Origin of the sequence: Cellulomonas jepli (genome assembly GCF_047229345.1) — a bacterium.
Classification (GTDB): domain Bacteria; phylum Actinomycetota; class Actinomycetes; order Actinomycetales; family Cellulomonadaceae; genus Cellulomonas_A.
This window is the reverse complement of sequence record NZ_JBFTER010000112.1, coordinates 1-16,433: the sequence shown is the minus strand read 5'-3', so window position 1 is coordinate 16,433 and position 16,433 is coordinate 1. Positions and strand designations below refer to the sequence as shown.

Below are 16,433 nucleotides of genomic sequence, written 5' to 3'. Positions count from 1 at the left end.
TCCCCGGGCAGGTCGTCGCGCGCGTCGTCGGGCGCGTCGTCGCCCGCGGGCAGCACCGACACGAGCGCCACCGCCTCCCCGCGCACCGTGGCGCGCAGCCGCTCCGCGAGCGGGTCCCCCGGCGCGACGCGCTGCACGTGGACCCGCAGCCGCCCGCCGCACGTGAGCCCGACCGAGAACGCCGTCTCGTCGCTGACCCCGTAGGTCGCGGTCCGCGGGCGGCCGTCGCGCAGCACGCGCTCGCACACCTCGACGACGGCCGCCTCGACGCAGCCGCCCGCGACCGTGCCGAGCACCGTGGCCCCGTCGTACGCCATCGACGTGCCGACCGTGCGGGGCGCGCTGCCGTCGACGCGCACGACCGTGCCGACCGCGAGGACGCGGCCCGCGTCGAGCGCGGCGAGGAGCCGGTCGGCGATCTCGAGCATCCCGCCACGGTCGCACCGCCGGACGGCGCCGCGGTTGCGGACGCGTGTCGATCGCGTTGCGTGCGCCGCGCGAAACCTCCCCGGCACACGGGCCTGGTTCACTGCGCGTCCGGCACGACGACGGGAGGCGCCCATGCCCGAGCAGCACGACCTCGTGGTCCGGGCGGCGCGCGCGCTCGTCGACGGCCGCTGGGGCCCCGCCGAGGTCGGGGTCCGCGAGGGCCGCGTCGTGGCGGTGTCGTCGGGGGCCGGCACCCCGCTCGTCGGCACCCGCACGGTGACGCTCGCCGACGACGAGGTGCTCCTCCCCGGTCTCGTCGACACGCACGTCCACGTCAACGAGCCGGGACGCACGCACTGGGAGGGCTTCGCGAGCGCCACGCGCGCCGCCGCGGCGGGCGGGGTCACGACCCTCGTCGACATGCCCCTCAACAGCATCCCGCCCACGACGGACGTCGGGGCGCTCACCACGAAGCGCACCTGCGCCGAGCCCCAGGTCCGGGTCGACGTGGCGTTCTGGGGCGGCGCGGTGCCCGGCAACCTCGGCTCCCTGCGTGCGCTGCACGACGCGGGCGTGCTCGGCTTCAAGGCGTTCCTCGCGCCGTCGGGCGTCGAGGAGTTCGCGCACCTCGGCCCCGCCGAGCTCGACCGGGCGCTCGCCGAGGTCGCCGCGTTCGACGGGCTGCTGCTCGTGCACGCCGAGGACCCCGCGGTGCTCGACGCGCACGCGGCCCCCGGCCGGCAGGACTACGCGCGGTTCGTGGGCTCGCGCCCGGACGACGCGGAGGTCGCCGCGATCGAGCGGCTCGTCGCGGGGGTGCGCCGCACCGGGGCACGCGCGCACGTGCTGCACCTGTCCTCGGCCGCGGCGCTGCCCGTGCTCCGCGCCGCGCGGGCCGAGGGGCTGCGGATCACCGTCGAGACGTGCCCGCACTACCTGACGATCTCCGCCGAGCAGGTGCCCGAGGGCGGCACCCAGTTCAAGTGCTGCCCGCCGATCCGCGACGCCGCCAACCAGGACGCGCTGTGGCAGGCGCTGGTCGACGGCGACGTCGACGTCGTCGTCACCGACCACTCGCCGAGCACGCCCGACCTCAAGCTCGCGGGCGGCGGGGACTTCGCGCAGGCGTGGGGCGGCATCGCCGGGCTGCAGACCGGGCTCGCGGCGGTCTGGACCGAGGCGGCCCGGCGCGGGATCGGGCTCGAGCGCGTCGTCGGCTGGATGTCGGCCGGCCCGGCGCGGCTCGCGGGGCTGGGCGCGAAGGGCCGGATCGCGGTCGGCGCGGACGCCGACCTCGTGGCCTTCGCCCCCGACGCCGAGCAGACCGTGCACGCCGCCGAGCTGCTGCACCGCAACCCCGTGAGCGCGTTCGACGGGCGCACGCTGCGGGGCGTCGTGCGCGGGGTGTGGCTGCGCGGCGAGCCGGTCGCGACCGGGCCGGAGGAGCCCGCGCGCGGGCGGCTGCTGCACCGCGCCGACGCTGTGCCTGCGGCGCCCGAGGCGCACGCGGCGCCCGGGCCGCCGAACGCGATCGCCACCGGCCGGTAACACCCTGGTCACACCCGTCTGCGTCAATGGCGCATGGCGATCGTTCTCGCGGACCACCAGTACGGCAAGGCCGAGTGCCGGCTCGTGCGCGTCGTGCGCGACGAGCCCCGGCACGAGCTGCGCGACCTCACCGTCACGACGACGCTGCGCGGCGCGTTCGACGCGGCCTACCTCGACGGCGACCAGTCGGCGGTCCTGCCGACCGACTCGCAGAAGAACACGGCCTACGCCTTCGCCCGCGCGTCGGGCGTCGGCTCCCCCGAGGAGTTCGGCCTCGCCCTCGCCCGGCACTTCGTCGCCGACGTCGCGCCCGTGAGCGGCGCCCGCGTCGAGGTCGAGGAGCACGCCTGGGACCGCGTGGAGGTCGGCGGCGCCGGCCACGACCACACCTGGGTGCGCCGCGGGCCCGAGGTCCGCACCGCGGCGGTCACGGTGGACGCGGACGGCGAGCACGTCGTCTCCGGGCTCAAGGACCTCGTGGTGCTGAAGTCGACCGGCTCCGAGTTCGCCGGGTTCTTGCGCGACGCGTACACGACGCTGCCCGAGACGCACGACCGCGTGATGGCGACCTCGCTCACCGCGCGGTGGCGGTACGCGGGCACGGGGCGGACCGTGCCCGACGACGTGCCGTGGGACGCCGTGCACGCGTCGGTCCGGGCGGTGCTGCTGCGCGAGTTCGCGACCGTGCACTCCCTCGCGCTGCAGCAGACCCTGTGGCACATGGGCCGGGCGGTGCTCGACGAGCACCCCGCGCTCGCCGAGATCCGGCTCGTCGCCCCGAACAAGCACCACGTGCTCGTCGACCTGGAGCCGTTCGGCCTCGACAACCCCGGTGAGGTGTTCGTCGCGACCGACCGGCCGTACGGGCTCATCCAGGCGACCGTGACGCGGGACGACGCCCCCGGCGCCGGTTCCGCGTGGGACACCGGGGCCGGGCTCGCATGAGCGCGCTCGAGGAGCACGTGCCCGCCGGCCCCGCGGACGAGCGGTGGATCACCCGCACGATCGAGCTCGCGACCGAGAACGTCGCCGCGGGGGGCGGACCGTTCGGCGCCCTCGTCGTGCGCGGCGGCATGCTGCTCGCCGAGGGCCAGAACCGGGTGACGGCGACGCTCGACCCCTCGGCCCACGCGGAGGTCGTCGCGATCCGGGCCGCGTGCCAGGTGGTGCAGGACTTCTCGCTCGCGGGCGCCACCCTCTACACGTCGTGCGAGCCGTGCCCGCTGTGCCTCGCGGCGTCGCTGTGGGCGCGCGTCGACCGCGTGGTGTTCGCGGCCGACCGCCACGACGCCGCGCGCGGCGGGTTCGACGACCGCGAGTTCTACGACCTGTTCGCACGCGACCGCCGCACGTGGCCGGTCGCCGTCGAGAGCCTGCGCGTGGCCGCGTCGCCCGCGCCGTTCGACGCGTGGCTCGCCAACGAGCAGCGCACCGACTACTGACCCGGTGCGGCCCGGCGCGCGCCGAGCCCGCACCAGCGAGACCCGGCGTCGCCGCCGACCGGTTCCCGGCCGCAGCACGCCGGGTGCCGCGTCGGGGCCGGCGCCGCACGACGCCCGCGGGTCGGGCGCAGCCGACGGGGGCGGTGCCGGGCCCGCGGGCTTCCGTTCCCGTCCGCTCGCCGCGCCGCGCCGGCTTACGCGCACGCGCGTGACACGGCGCACCGACCTACCCGCACCACGCTCGCTCAGTCCCACACGCGAGGGGCCCGCGCAGGAGAGCCCGCCCGGCCCGCCGGGCCGCGGGTCACGACCCCCGGTACGTGGTGTAGCCGAACGGGCTGAGCAGCAGCGGGACGTGCAGGTGCCCGGACGCGTCCGTGACCGCCACGTCGATCGTCACGCGGGGGAAGAAGACGTCCGGGCCCGACGCCGCTGCGTACGCCGCGACGTCGAAGACCAGCCGGTACGTCCCCGGCGGGAGCGCCTGCGGCCCGAGGTCCCCGACCCGCCCGTCGGCGTCCGTCACGGCGCGCCCGAGGACCGTCCCGTCCGGCCCGGCGAGCTCGACCGGGACGCCCTCGGCCGGGCACCCGCGCGCGGTGTCGAGCACGTGCGTCGTCACGTGGCTCGGGCGGCCGGCCGCGCTGCTGTTGCTCACGCGGCACCCCGCCCGAACGTCGCGGCGAGCCGCAGCAGCGCGATCTCGACGAGCTGCTCGCCGGCGACCTGCCGCTCCGTCTCGTCGTCGAGCGTGAGGCGTCGCCGCAGCTCGGCGAGGATCTCGGCGCGCGACCGCCCCGCGGCACGGATGAGGAACACGCGCCCGAACCGTTCCTCGTACGCCGCGTTGCCCTCGGCGACCGCCCGGGCGAGCGCGGGGTCGTCCGCGTCCGCCGACGCCTGCTCGCGGCGGCTGAACGCCTGCGCCGCGCCCTCGCCGGTGGGCCGCTCGCCGATCCGCGGGTGGTGCGCGAGCGCCTCGTCGACCTCGGCGCCGCTGAGCGGGTCACCGGCGGCGCGTGCGGCGTCGAGCAGCGCGTCGAGCGACGCGAACGGCGCGCGCGCCGCGACGTCGTCGACCCAGCGCTCCACCGCGAGGCTCGCGGTGAGCGCCTCGCGCAACCGTGCCTCCGGCACGTCGATCATGGTCGTCATGACCTCACCGATCCTCTCGGGGCTCGTGCTCGCGGCCGGTGCCGGGAGCCGCTTCGGCGGCCCGAAGGCCCTCGCGCGCACGGCCGACGGCGAGCCGTGGGTCGCCCGCGCCGTGCGGGTCCTGCTCGACGGCGGGTGCGACCGGGTCGTGGTCGCGCTCGGTGCGCGTGCGGACGACGCCCGCGGGCTCGTGCCCGACGACGCGCGGGTGTCGGTCGCCGTCGTGGACGACTGGGCGTCGGGGGTGTCGGCGTCGCTGCGGGCGGGGCTCGTCGCGTGCGGCGACGAGGCCGAGGCGGTGCTCGTGACGCTCGTGGACCTTCCCGGCCTGCCGGTCGAGGTCGTGCGCCGCGTCGCCCGGCGACCGTTCGACGCCGGCGTGCTGCGTCAGGCGGTGCACGGCGCGCGGCCCGGCCACCCGGTGCTCCTCGGGCGGTCCCACCGGCCGGCGCTGCTCGCGCGGCTCGACGGCGACACCGGCGCGCGCGCCTACCTCGCGGCGCACGGGGCGGAGGCCGTCGAGTGCGGCGACCTGTTCGACGGCGAGGACGCCGACCGACCGCCGGGTGGCTGACCGGCGGTCCCGGACCGGGGCCGGCCTCACGCGTGCCGCTCCGCGAGCGCCAGGACCGCCGCGTGCAGCGCGTCGACCGCCGCGGCGACGTCCTCGCGCGTGACCGACTCGTCGGCGTGGTGGCTGATCCCCCCGGCGCACCGCACGAACAGCATCGCGACGTCCGTGACGGCGGCGACGGCCATCGCGTCGTGGCCCGCGACGCTGACCAGCTCGGGTGCCTCGGGGTCACCGGTCGCGGCGACGCCGGCCCGCAGCGCGTCCGTCAGGTGCGGCGCGCAGTGCACCGCCGGCGCCTCGTGCGTCGGCGTGACGTCGAGGGTCAGTCCGCGCTCGGCGGCGACGCGCTCGAGCTCGCCGTGCAGCACCTCCCACGTCGCGTCGCGCTCGGCGTCGCTCGCCGCGCGCAGGTCGAGGCTGAACGTCGCGGCGCCCGGGATCACGTTGACCGCCCCCGGCCGGGCCTCGATCCGGCCGACGGTCGCGGGGCAGCCGCGCTCGCGCGCGACCCGCTCGACCGTCAGCACGGCCTCCGCCGCCCCGGTCAGCGCGTCCCGCCGGCGGTGCCACGGGGTCGCGCAGTGCCGCGCCTCGCCGGTGAGCGTGAGCTCGAACCGTCGTGCCGCCGCGATCGACGTCACGAGGCCGAGCGCGCGCCCGGCCTCCTCGAGGAGCGGGCCCTGCTCGATGTGCGCCTCGAGGTACCCGACGAGGCTCCCCGGCGCGCGGGCGGCGTCGGGGATGCGCTCCGGGTCCAGCCCGAAGGCGCGCGCCGCGTCGGCGAGGGTGGTCCCGTCCCGGTCGGTCAGCGCTCCCCACGCCGGGTCCCACGTGCCCGCGAGCGCGCGCGAGCCGAGCAGCGTGGTCCCGAACCGCGTGCCCTCCTCGTCACCGAACGCGACGACCTCGAGCGCGAACGGGAGCGTCCCGGGTCCGACCCGAGCCGCGACGGCGACCGCCGCGAGCACCCCGAGGATCCCGTCGTACCGCCCGGCGCCGGGCACGGTGTCGAGGTGCGAGCCGAGCAGCAGCGCGGGGAGCCCGTCGCGCACGCCCTCGAGCCGGCCGCACAGGTTGCCGGCCGCGTCCTGCCACGTGCGCAGCCCGGCGTCGCGCGCCCAGCCGCCGACCACCTCGTGGACGCGCGCGTGCTCGGGCGAGAGGTAGACGCGTTCGATGCCGGTCGGGCTCGCGCTGTGCGCCGCGAGCACGTCGGCGCGCGCCAGCAGCAGGTCGGCCTCGGCGAGCGCCGCGCTCACGCGGCCTCCTGCGCGTACGACGCGAGGGCGCCCGCGACGCCTCCCCCGGGCGGGACCGCGACACCCGCGCGCCGCAGCACGTCCTCGAGCGCGACGAGCGTCGTCAGGACCGCGTCGCGCCGCGCGTTGTGGCCCATCGTCCCGACGCGCCAGATCCGCCCGTGCAGCGGCCCGAACGACGTGCCGATCTCGATGCCGTAGTCGCGCAGGAGCGTCGCGCGCACGCTCTCGCCGTCGACGCCCTCGGGGATCTCGACGCCGACGACGTTCGCCATGCGCACCGACTGGTCGCCGAACAGCGTGAGCCCGAGGCCGCGCAGCCCCGCGGCCATCGCGCCGCCGTGCCGCCGGTGCCGGTCCACCGCCGCGTCGAGCCCCTCCTCGAGCAGGATCCGCGCGCACTCCCGGGCGCCGTAGAGCATCGTCGTGGCCTCGGTGTGGTGGTTGAGCCGCCGCTCGCCCCAGTAGTCGAGGATCATCGCCAGGTCGAGGTAGTTGGACCGGATGCGGGCGGCCGGCACCACGTCGTCGTCGTGGTCGTCGCGCAGGCCCGCCTCGATGCTGCGGCGTGCGTCGAGCACCGCGACCGCGGCGGGCGAGAGCGTGACGGGCGCGCTGCCCGACGGCCCGCCGAGGCACTTCTGCAGCCCGGCCGTCGCGACGTCGACCCCCCACGCGTCGACCTCGACCGGGTTCCCGCCGAGCGAGGCCGTGACGTCGGCGTAGAGCAGGGCGCCGTGCCGGGCGCAGATCGCGCCGAGCTCGTCGAGCGGCTGCGCCAGGGTCGTCGAGGTGTCGCCGTGCACGATCGCGACGAGCTTCGGACGGACCGCGGCCACCGCCTCCTCGAGCTCGCGCGCCGTGAAGACCGTGCCCCAGGGCACCTCGCGCACGTGCACCTCGGCGCCGCACCGCTCGGCGATCTCCCGCAGGAGGTGCCCGAACCGCCCGAACACCGGCACGAGCACGCGGTCGCCCGGCTCGAGCAGCGACACGAGCGCCGCCTCGATGCCCGCGCGCGACGTGCCGTCGACGAGCAGCGTCGCCTCGTTGGTGGTGCGGAAGACGTCGCGGTACAGGGCCATCGTCTCAATCATGTACGCCGTCATCACGGGGTCGTACTGCCCGACGAGCTGCGCCGACATCGCCCGCAGGACGCGCGGGTCGGCGTTGACCGGTCCGGGCCCCATGAGCAGGCGCGGCGGCGGGTCGATCGGCAGGCCGGTCATGGGCGCCTCCGCGGCAGCTCGGTCAGGTCGGGTGGCCGACGCTACGGACCCGGCGTTTCACGAGCGTTTCGGCGGGGGCGGCCCGACGGTGCCGAGCTCCTCGGCCCACCGCGCGCCGAGCTCGACGAGAGCCCGGTCGCTGCCCCGCGGCCCGACGAGGCACAGGCCGACCGGCGCGGGAGCCCACGAGCCCGCCCGCTCGACGCCGAGGACGGGCACGCTCAGGGCCGGGCGGCCGGTGAGCCCGGCGACGCAGGTCAGGCGCATCGTGCTCGCGCGCACCCGCTCGCCGTCGGTCCCCGCGCCGGCTCCCGCCCGCGGCGGTGCCGCCGAGGACGCCGACGGCAGCAGGAGCGCGCGGTGACCGAGCACGGCCTCGACCTGCAGGGCCGCCGCTCGCGTCGTCGGGAGCGCCGGTGGCGCGTCCTGCGGCGAGACGGTCGACGCCCAGCGGAACCGCGCCGCGACGTCGTCGCCGAGCGCCCCGGGGTTCCGGGTGATCCAGTCGCCGTGCGTGCGCCAGGCCTGCACCGCCTGCACCGAGCGGAACAGCGCCAGCAGGTCCGCGGCGTCGGGGAGGGCGACCACGGCGAGGTCCTCGAGCAGCCCGGCTGCGGCGAGGCAGGACAGCGCGTGGTCGAACGCGGCGCGGACGCCGGGATCGGCCTGGGCGAGCAGGGCGGGGTCGACGGCGAACCCGCGCGGCGCCGGGACGTCGTCGTGCCGGCGCGCGTCGCTCCCGTCGGGGAGCAGGCTCACGTCCGCGGCGACCGCCAGCGTCCGGGCGTCGCGCGTGAGCCAGCCGACCGTGTCGAACGCGGGCGCGAGCGGCACCAGACCACCCGTCGGCACGCTCCCGTGCGTCGTCCGCAGCCCCCAGAGGCCCTGGTAGGACGCGGGCACGCGCACCGAGCCGCCGGTGTCGGTCCCGAGCCCGATCGTCGCCTCCCCGAGCGCGACGGCCGACGCCGGGCCGCTCGACGACCCGCCGGGGAGCCCGTCGGGGACGGCCGGGTTCGGCGGTGTGCCGTGGTGCGGGTTCCGCCCCGCGAGGCTGTACGCGAGCTCGTCGGTGCGCGCGATCCCCCGCACGTCCGCGCCCGCGTCGAGCAGGAGCCGCACCGCGTCCGCGTGCTGCGCGGCGGGCCGCTGCTGGGCCAGGAACGCGGGGACGCCGGCGCCGACCGGGTGACCGGCGACCGCGAACAGGTCCTTGACCGCGACGCTCTCGCTGCGCAGCGGCCCGTCCGCCGCGCCCGCGACGAGCGGGTCGCCCACGACCCGCCACACCCTCGGGTCGACGGACCCCGTGCCGCCCGGCTCGCGCCCGACCGGCCCGCCCCCACCGCGCCCGCCTCCCGGCTCGCGCCCGCCGGTCACGTCCGCGCGCACCCCGCTCACCTCAGCCCTCCAGGTCCGCGACGCGGATGCGCGCGTGCACGCCCTTGACCCGGTCCACGACCTGCGAGATGTCGAAGTCCGTCGCCGCGCTCAGGTACGCGTACGCGTGCTCGGGGTCCATCCCGAACCGGGCCACGAGCAGCGAGATCGCGGCGCGCACGCACCGCGCGACCGCGACGTCGAGGTCCGGGTCGAGGCCGGTCGGCACGAGGTGCTCGGCGGTCTGCCCGAGCGGCCCGTCGAGCGGCCCGAACCGCGCGAGCGCCTCGGCCGCGGGCACCACGTCGAACCGGACGGTCACGCGCAGCGACGCCTCGAGGGCCGTGAGCGCGACCTCGCCGTCGCCCTGCGCGAGGTGCGGGTCGCCGACGTACGCGAGCGCGCCGGGCACCTGGACGGGGAGGTAGAGCGTGCTGCCGACGGTGAGCAGGTTGATGTCGAGGTTGCCGCCGTGCGCCCCGGGCGGCACGGAGTGCGGGCGCTCGTCGCCGGCGACCGCGACGCCCATGATCCCGAGGAACGGCGCGAGCGGGAACCGGACGTCGGGCGGACCGCCCGCGGTGCGCGCCATGACCCCGGTGTCCGTCCCGTCGACGGTCTCGACGCCCGCGAACACGCTCACGTCCACCGCCCCGCGCGGGTACTCCCCCGGCAGCGCGCCACGTCCGTGCCGGTTCGAGATCACGCCGTACGGCACGCGCGGGAGCGCCTCGACGAGCGTCATCGCGAGGAGGTCCCCCGGCTCCGCCCCGCGCACGTGCACCGGCCCGGTCACGACGTGCGGGCCGTCGGCCGCGGGGTCGCGCGGGTGCGCGGACGCGGCGAGCGCGACGGCGTCGGTCAGCACGTCGTCGCGGTGCACGCCGTGCGAGGCGAAGAACGCGACGGGATCGCGCCCCTGGTCCTCGAGCAGACCCTCGTGGCTCAGCGTGTCGATCGTCACCTCGGTGCCCGGGTCGACCGTCAGCACGGGCTCGTCGGCGGCGCACGGCAGGCGCCCCCAGAGCGCCGTCGCGGCGTCGGTGGGCAGGTGGTGGGCGCCGCGCACCGGGCCGGCGCCGGGCTGGAGCACGCGCGGGCGGGTCGGGTCCGGCACGGTCACCCCTTCCGTCGAGGTCAGGGCGGTGAGGGTACCGACCGCAGATGTCCGGCAGATCTCTCGCCGGGGTCGCCCGGACGGCGTACGCTCTGCGCACTGCCCCCCGACGACGCTGCAGCACGCTCTGCGCGTCCTCCGCGCGAGGTGCACCGGCGCCGTCCCACCGTCGACCACCTGGGAACCGCCATCACCACCTTGCCTGCGGACCTCGCCGCCTACGCCGCCCCCCCGACCACGAGCACGACGCTCGCCCCGGCCCCCGAGCCGGGAGCGCACCTGCTCCAGCGCGACGACGTCCTGCTCGTCAAGGGCAGGTACACGCTCGAGAACCGCACGCTCACGCCGCACGAGGCGACGGTCGCGGACCTGCTGTTCGTGCGCGAGGCCCTCTCCGCCGCGGGCGTCGACCACCTCCTCGTGCGCGGCAACGGTGCCCGCCCGGTGATCGCCGTCGACTGGGCGGACCGGTCCGCGCTGCGCGACGCGCTCACGCGGGCGTGCGCCGACGAGCCGTTCTACGTGCGCGCCGCGGACGCGACGAAGCCCAGGGCCCGCCTCGTGGCGACCGGCGGCCTGCACGCGACGCCCAAGGCCCGGGTGCTGCGGCTGTTCCGGCCGCGCATCGAGCCCCTCGGCGGCCTGCGGTACGGCGCCGACCAGGCCGTCCAGGTCGAGCTGTGGCAGCACGGGCCCGACGAGGTCGTGCTGCCCGTCGAGAACTCGCTGACGCGCCGCACCGTGCACGTCGACGAGGTCACGCGCGGCACGGTCGAGCGCTACGGACGCACGTGGTCGACCATCGAGCACATGTTCACCGACCACGCGTCGGACCTGCCGTTCGAGATCGACATGGTGTTCTCGTGGGTCGACGGGACGTCCACCGCGTTCCAGAAGGCCCGCGCGGCCCGCATGAAGAGCTACGTGGTCGGCGAGGGCGACGACGCCCCGGCGCGCTACCGGCACGTCGACGAGCTGCGCTACGCGCTGCGCTCGGTGCACATGTTCGCGCCGTGGGTCCGGCGGATCTTCGTCGCGACGGACTCCCCGAAGCCGGCGTGGCTCGCGGACCACCCGGGCGTGACGTTCGTGCGCAGCGAGGAGTTCTTCGCCGACCCCTCGGTCCTCCCGACGCACAACTCGCACGCGGTCGAGGCCCAGCTGCACCACATCCCCGGGCTCGCCGAGCACTTCCTGTACTCGAACGACGACATGTTCTTCGGCCGGCCGATCACCCCGGACCTGTTCTTCTCCCCGGGCGGCGTCACAAAGTTCGTCGAGGCGACGACGCGCATCGGCCTGGGCGGCAACGACCCCCGCCGCAGCGGCTTCGAGAACGCCGCCCGCGTCAACCGGGCGCTGCTGCTCGAGCGGTTCGGGCGCCTGACGACCCGGCACCTGGAGCACTCGGCGGCACCGCTGCGGCGCAGCGTGCTCGACGAGATGGAGCGCGAGTTCGCCGACCAGTTCGCCGCGACCGCCGCGAGCCGGTTCCGTTCCGCGACGGACATCTCGGTGACCAACTCGCTCTACCACTACTACGCGCTGATGAGCGGGCGCGCGGTGCAGACGACGGCCCGCACGAAGTACGTCGACACGACGTCGCGCGCGGGGCTCGAGGCGATGAAGTCGCTGCTCGCGAAGCGCTCGACGGACATGTTCTGCCTCAACGACGGCAGCTTCCCGGAGATCGACGAGGACGTCCGGGCCCGCGCGGTCCGGGACTTCCTCGACCGGTACTTCCCGGTCGTCGCGCCGTGGGAGGACCCCGACGCCTGACGCCGGGACCTGAGGCGCCGGCCGGCCACGTGCGGGCCGGGTGCCGGCGCCTCAGGACCCCGGACGGGTGACCGATCGGGATGGACAGCGGCGCGCCTCACCCCGGGTGCCGCGCGTTCGACCATCGTTCATGCTGGAACGGTCGGATGGAGCTGACCGTCCGACCGTCGTCCCCGGTGAGAAGAAGCGTCATGACCCCGAAGCAGGCGGGCCGCCCCCAGGCCCGGCACGTCATCGCCCACTTCAGCGACACGCACTTCGTCTCGCCCCGCGACCCGCTGCTGTACGGCGTCGCGGACTCGCGCGCGCACCTCGCGGAGCTCCTCGCGGGCCTCGAGCACTCCGGCGCGGCCCCCGAGGCGCTCCTGTTCACGGGGGACCTCGCGGACGTCGGGGACCCCGAGGCGTACCGCAGCCTGCGCGAGGTCGTCGAGCCGGCCGCCCGCCGGATGGGCGCGCGCGTCGTGTGGGCCATGGGCAACCACGACGACCGGGCGACGCTGCGGCGGGAGCTGACCGACGAGGCCCCGTCCGACGCGCCGTACGACCACGTGCTGCACCTCGGCGGCCTGCGCGTCGTCGTGCTGGACTCGTCCGTGCCCGGCTTCCACCACGGCGAGGTCACTCCCGTGCAGCTCTCGTGGCTCGCGGACGTCCTCGCCGAGCCGGCGCCGGAGGGCTCGCTGCTGCTCATGCACCACCCCCCGGTCCCGTGCCTGCAGGACCTCGCGGTCGCGGTCGAGCTACGCGACCAGGAGCCGCTCGCCGACGTGCTGCGCGGCTCCGACGTCCGCGGCATCCTCGCCGGGCACCTGCACTACTCGACGTCGGCGACGTTCGCGGGCATCCCGGTGTCGGTCGCGTCGGCCACCTGCTACACCCAGGACCTGCGGACGCCCGACCGCGGGACGCGCGGCCGCGACGGCGCCCAGGCGTACAACCTGGTGCACGTGTACGACGAGACGGTCATGCACTCGGTCGTGCCGATCGGCGAGCACGTGACGGTCGGCCGGTCCACCGTCGCCGCCGACGTGCGCCCCGCCTCGGTGCCGACCCAGCGGGAGCTCGTCCGCGCGCGCTGAGCGGCACCCGGACCGGTGGGCGACGCGGCCCCCGGACTCTGGGAGGATGGGGCGTCCACGTGCACCCCGGGTGGCAGCGCGCTGCGCTCCCCCGCCCGCTCCCGCCCTCGGAGGGTCCCCTGTCCCGCGCACCCCGCCTCGTCGCGTTCGACCTGGACGACACCCTGGCCCCGTCGAAGTCCCCGCTCGACCCGCGCATGGCGGGGCTGCTCCTGGAGCTGCTCGACGTCGTCGAGGTCTGCATCATCTCGGGCGGCCAGTTCGGCCAGTTCCAGATGCAGGTCGTCGACCGGCTGACCGGCGCGGACCCCGCGGCGCTCGCGCGCCTGCACCTCATGCCCACCTGCGGCACGCAGTACTACCGCCACACCGGCGCGGCGTGGGACCAGGTGTACGCCCAGAACCTCACCGAGGACGAGAAGCAGCGCGCGCTCGCCGCGGTCGAGGGCCAGGCCAGGGAGCTGGGGCTCTGGGAGACCGAGACGTGGGGCCCGATCCTCGAGGACCGCGGCAGCCAGATCACCTTCTCGGCGCTCGGCCAGGCCGCGCCCGTCGCCGCGAAGTCGGCGTGGGACCCCACCGGCTCCAAGAAGTCCTCGCTGCGTGAGGCCGTCGCGGCGCTGCTCCCGGACCTCGAGGTGCGCTCGGGCGGCTCGACGTCGGTCGACATCACGCGCAAGGGCATCGACAAGGCGTACGGCATGACGCGGCTCGCGGAAATGACCGGGATCGACCTGCAGGAGATGCTCTTCGTCGGCGACCGCCTCGACGAGGACGGCAACGACTACCCGGTCAAGGCGCTCGGCGTCCCCTGCCACGCCGTCGAGGGCTGGGAGGACACCGCCGCGTACCTGGACACGCTGCTGCCCGGGCTGCGCGCCGCCGTCGCGACGATCCCGCAGGACTGACCGGCCGTCGCGGCGACCTCGCGGCCCGGGACCACCGCGGGGGTCGCCCGCCCGGGCGTGTCGGCGCGGGCCGTGTCGGTGGGCGCGTCTACCGTCGGAGCATGGCCAGCAACCGGACCCACGCGTGCACCTACTACGACGACGGCGAGCTCGTCTGCGGCTGCGGGCAGCGTGCCGTCTACGTCATCGACGAGGAGACGCTCGAGCTCGTGCTGACGACGATGGACGACGACCTGACGCCGGGGCGCGACGAGCGCAGCCGCGGGGCGCGCACCGAGGAGCTCGCGGTCTCCGCCTGACGCCCTCCGGCACCGCCGGGGGACCTCCGCCGGTGCGGCCGCGCGTGCCCCGAGAGGCGAACGTCACCTTCCCCGAGGGGTCCACCTGCGCCCGTGCGCGCGCGGGCTCGCACGGGGAGTGCGACGATGGCGCAGGTCCGACCCGTAGGCGAACAGACGAACGCGAGGTGAGCAGTGAGCGGCAACGCGACCTCACGGCACCGCAACGCCGCTCTCCTCTCCCTCGCCTCGACGACGCCCGACCGCGTGACGACGTCCGCGGACATCGACCGTCGCCTGGCCCCCGCGCTCAAGCGCCTGCGGCTCCCGCGGGGCCTGCTCCAGCGGGTCGCGGGCGTGCACGAGCGGCGCAACTGGGCCGACGGGCAGACGTTCGACGGTGCCGCCGTGGCCGCCGCGGAGAAGGCCCTGGCGGAGTCGGGGATCGACCGGCGCGAGGTCGGTCTCCTGGTCAACACCTCCGTCACCCGCAAGCACCTCGAACCGTCCGTCGCCGTCCGCATCCACCACGGGCTCGGGCTGCCGTCGTCGGCCGTGAACTTCGACATCGCGAACGCGTGCCTCGGCTTCGTGAACGGCATGAACCTCGCGGCGCAGCTCATCGACGCCGGGCAGATCAAGTACGCCGTCGTCGTCGCGGGCGAGGACGCCGACGAGATCCAGGACAACACGATCGAGCGGCTGGTCGGCGACGACATCACGCGCGCGGACTTCATGCAGGAGTTCGCGAGCCTCACGCTCGGCTCCGGTGCGGCGGCCGCCGTCGTCGGGCCGGCCGACGCCCACCCCGAGGGGCACCGGATCCTCGGCGGCGTCACGCGCGCCGCGACGCAGTTCCACGACGTGTGCGTCGGGAGCGTCGAGGGCATGTACACCGACACTCGCGCGCTGCTCGAGGGCGGCATGGAGCTCGTCCTCGCGGCGTGGACCGAGGCCCGGCACGAGTGGGACTGGGCCGCGATGGACCGCTACATCCTCCACCAGGTGTCCGACGTGCACACCAAGGCGATCGTCAAGGCCGCCGGGCTGGACCGCTCGCGGATCCCGACGACGTACGGCCGGTTCGGCAACGTCGGCCCGGCGTCGATCCCGATCACGCTCGCGCACGAGGCGTCCTCGCTCGAGCCCGGCGACCGGCTGCTGCTCATGGGGGTCGGCTCGGGGCTCAACACGGCGATGATGGAGATCGCCTGGTGACGTCCCCGGGTGCGCCGGGGCGGACCGCCCCGGCATCCCTCCCGCCGCGCGGGCTCGCCGGCCTCGATGCCGGGTTCTCCCGGCTCGTGACCGCCGTGCAGACGACGCCCGCGGCCGACGGCCCTGTGCGGACGTGGCACGTCCTCGACAACGGGCCCCGCCTCGACGAGCGCGGGACCGCGCCGGTCGGGACGGTCCTCGCCGTGCACGGGAACCCCACCTGGTCCTATCTCTGGCGGCGGCTCGTCGCTGCGGCGACCGAGGCCGCGGAGGCCGGGCGGCCCGCGTGGCGCGTCGTCGCGGTCGACCAGCTCGACATGGGCTTCTCCGAGCGGACCGGCGAGCACCGGCCGCTCGCCCGCCGGGTCAGGGACCTGGGCGACCTCACCGACGCGCTCGGCCTGAGCGGGCCGGTGGTGACGCTCGGGCACGACTGGGGCGGCGTCGTCTCGCTCGGCTGGGCCGTCAACCACCCGGACCTGCTCGCGGGGGTCGCCGTCCTCAACACCGCGGTCCACCAGCCCGCCGGGACGCCGGTGCCGGCGCCGCTGCGGCTCGCGCTGCGGCGCGGCGTGCTGGCGTCGTCGACCCGGCGCACGACCGCGTTCCTCGACACGACGCTCGCGCTCGCGCACCCGCCGCTCGACGCAGCCGTCCGTGCCGGGTACCGGGCGCCGTACCGGCGTGCCGAGCGCCGCGGCGGGATCGAGGGCTTCGTCGCGGACATCCCCGCCGACGCGACGCACGGGAGCGCTGCGGAGCTCGACCGCGTCGCCGCGGGCGTCAGCGCGCTCGACGTGCCCGCGCTCGTGCTGTGGGGCGCGCGGGACCCCGTGTTCCGCGACCGCTACCTCGACGACCTGCAGGAACGGCTGCCGCACGCCGACGTGCACCGCTTCGAGCGCGCGGGCCACCTGGTCGCGGAGGACGTCGACCACGCGGCAGCCGTGCTCGGCTGGCTCGACGACCGGCTGCCGGCCGGCGACGCCTCGTCCCCGGGCAGCGTCGCGGGCGCCGGCGGCCGTGCGCCCGGGG

Annotated in this window: 17 protein-coding genes; 10 read left to right on the top strand and 7 right to left on the bottom strand. The window is 76.4% G+C overall.

The features are described 5' to 3' along the window. Window positions 1-428, bottom strand: a 428-nt coding sequence (locus AB6N24_RS19725) for an XdhC family protein (protein WP_412871079.1), incomplete at its 3' end; no start/stop codon positions are given. Between the two features lie 133 nt (window positions 429-561). Here AB6N24_RS19725 and allB point away from each other — a divergent pair. The 3 genes from allB to AB6N24_RS19710 are packed head-to-tail and all read left to right on the top strand — an operon-like array spanning window position 562 to window position 3,419. Beyond that, complete coding sequence (gene allB / locus AB6N24_RS19720; protein WP_412871078.1) at window positions 562-1,977, top strand: allantoinase AllB; 1,416 nt, start codon at window positions 562-564, stop codon at window positions 1,975-1,977. 33 nt (window positions 1,978-2,010) lie between these two features. Continuing rightward, complete coding sequence (gene pucL, locus AB6N24_RS19715; protein WP_412871077.1) at window positions 2,011-2,922, top strand: factor-independent urate hydroxylase; 912 nt, start codon at window positions 2,011-2,013, stop codon at window positions 2,920-2,922. After that, the gene (locus tag AB6N24_RS19710) at window positions 2,919-3,419 is read left to right on the top strand and encodes a nucleoside deaminase (protein ID WP_412871076.1); all 501 of its coding nucleotides are present in this window, start codon (window positions 2,919-2,921) and stop codon (window positions 3,417-3,419) included. Before pucL ends, AB6N24_RS19710 begins: the two co-directional genes overlap by 4 nt. A 304-nt stretch (window positions 3,420-3,723) precedes the next feature. Here the strand turns inward: AB6N24_RS19710 and uraH are convergent, their stop codons facing one another. After that, complete coding sequence (gene uraH, locus AB6N24_RS19705; RefSeq protein WP_412871075.1) at window positions 3,724-4,077, bottom strand: hydroxyisourate hydrolase; 354 nt, start codon at window positions 4,075-4,077, stop codon at window positions 3,724-3,726. After that, window positions 4,074-4,574, bottom strand: coding sequence for a 2-oxo-4-hydroxy-4-carboxy-5-ureidoimidazoline decarboxylase (gene uraD, locus AB6N24_RS19700; RefSeq protein ID WP_412871074.1), 501 nt, complete (start codon window positions 4,572-4,574; stop codon window positions 4,074-4,076). Before uraD ends, uraH begins: the two co-directional genes overlap by 4 nt. Between uraD and AB6N24_RS19695 the strand changes: the two genes are divergently transcribed. Beyond that, window positions 4,573-5,148, top strand: coding sequence for a nucleotidyltransferase family protein (locus AB6N24_RS19695; RefSeq protein WP_412871073.1), 576 nt, complete (start codon window positions 4,573-4,575; stop codon window positions 5,146-5,148). The genes uraD and AB6N24_RS19695 overlap by 2 nt on opposite strands. 26 nt (window positions 5,149-5,174) lie before the next feature. On the opposite strand, the gene AB6N24_RS19690 is transcribed toward AB6N24_RS19695, so the two are convergent. The 4 genes from AB6N24_RS19690 to AB6N24_RS19675 are packed head-to-tail and all read right to left on the bottom strand — an operon-like array spanning window position 5,175 to window position 10,133. Further along, window positions 5,175-6,407, bottom strand: coding sequence for an allantoate amidohydrolase (locus AB6N24_RS19690; RefSeq protein WP_412871072.1), 1,233 nt, complete (start codon window positions 6,405-6,407; stop codon window positions 5,175-5,177). Next, the gene (locus tag AB6N24_RS19685) at window positions 6,404-7,636 is read right to left on the bottom strand and encodes a pyridoxal-phosphate-dependent aminotransferase family protein (protein ID WP_412871071.1); all 1,233 of its coding nucleotides are present in this window, start codon (window positions 7,634-7,636) and stop codon (window positions 6,404-6,406) included. The genes AB6N24_RS19690 and AB6N24_RS19685 overlap by 4 nt, the downstream gene beginning before the upstream one ends. 57 nt (window positions 7,637-7,693) lie before the next feature. After that, window positions 7,694-9,028 carry an amidase family protein gene (locus AB6N24_RS19680; RefSeq protein ID WP_412871070.1) on the bottom strand — a complete coding sequence of 445 codons (1,335 nt, stop codon included), beginning with the start codon at window positions 9,026-9,028 and terminating at the stop codon, window positions 7,694-7,696. A gap of 10 nt (window positions 9,029-9,038) precedes the next feature. Then, on the bottom strand, window positions 9,039-10,133 hold the full coding sequence (locus AB6N24_RS19675; RefSeq protein ID WP_412871069.1) for an acetamidase/formamidase family protein: 1,095 nt from the start codon (window positions 10,131-10,133) through the stop codon (window positions 9,039-9,041). A 198-nt stretch (window positions 10,134-10,331) separates the two neighbouring features. Here AB6N24_RS19675 and AB6N24_RS19670 point away from each other — a divergent pair, with 198 nt between their 5' ends. The 6 genes from AB6N24_RS19670 to AB6N24_RS19645 all read left to right on the top strand — a co-directional run. After that, complete coding sequence (locus AB6N24_RS19670) at window positions 10,332-11,912, top strand: stealth conserved region 3 domain-containing protein (protein ID WP_412871068.1); 1,581 nt, start codon at window positions 10,332-10,334, stop codon at window positions 11,910-11,912. A gap of 191 nt (window positions 11,913-12,103) precedes the next feature. After that, window positions 12,104-12,994 carry a phosphodiesterase gene (locus AB6N24_RS19665; RefSeq protein ID WP_412871067.1) on the top strand — a complete coding sequence of 297 codons (891 nt, stop codon included), beginning with the start codon at window positions 12,104-12,106 and terminating at the stop codon, window positions 12,992-12,994. A gap of 119 nt (window positions 12,995-13,113) precedes the next feature. After that, entirely contained in the window at window positions 13,114-13,902 is a 789-nt protein-coding gene (locus AB6N24_RS19660; protein WP_412871080.1) for an HAD-IIB family hydrolase, read from the top strand. Between the two features lie 101 nt (window positions 13,903-14,003). Beyond that, window positions 14,004-14,201, top strand: a complete 198-nt coding sequence (locus tag AB6N24_RS19655; protein WP_412871066.1) for a hypothetical protein — start codon at window positions 14,004-14,006, stop codon at window positions 14,199-14,201. A gap of 174 nt (window positions 14,202-14,375) precedes the next feature. Beyond that, window positions 14,376-15,398, top strand: coding sequence for a 3-oxoacyl-ACP synthase III (locus AB6N24_RS19650; protein ID WP_412871065.1), 1,023 nt, complete (start codon window positions 14,376-14,378; stop codon window positions 15,396-15,398). Next, the coding region (locus AB6N24_RS19645) for an alpha/beta fold hydrolase (protein ID WP_412871064.1) at window positions 15,395-16,433 on the top strand (1,039 nt) is incomplete at its 3' end. The genes AB6N24_RS19650 and AB6N24_RS19645, both read left to right, overlap by 4 nt.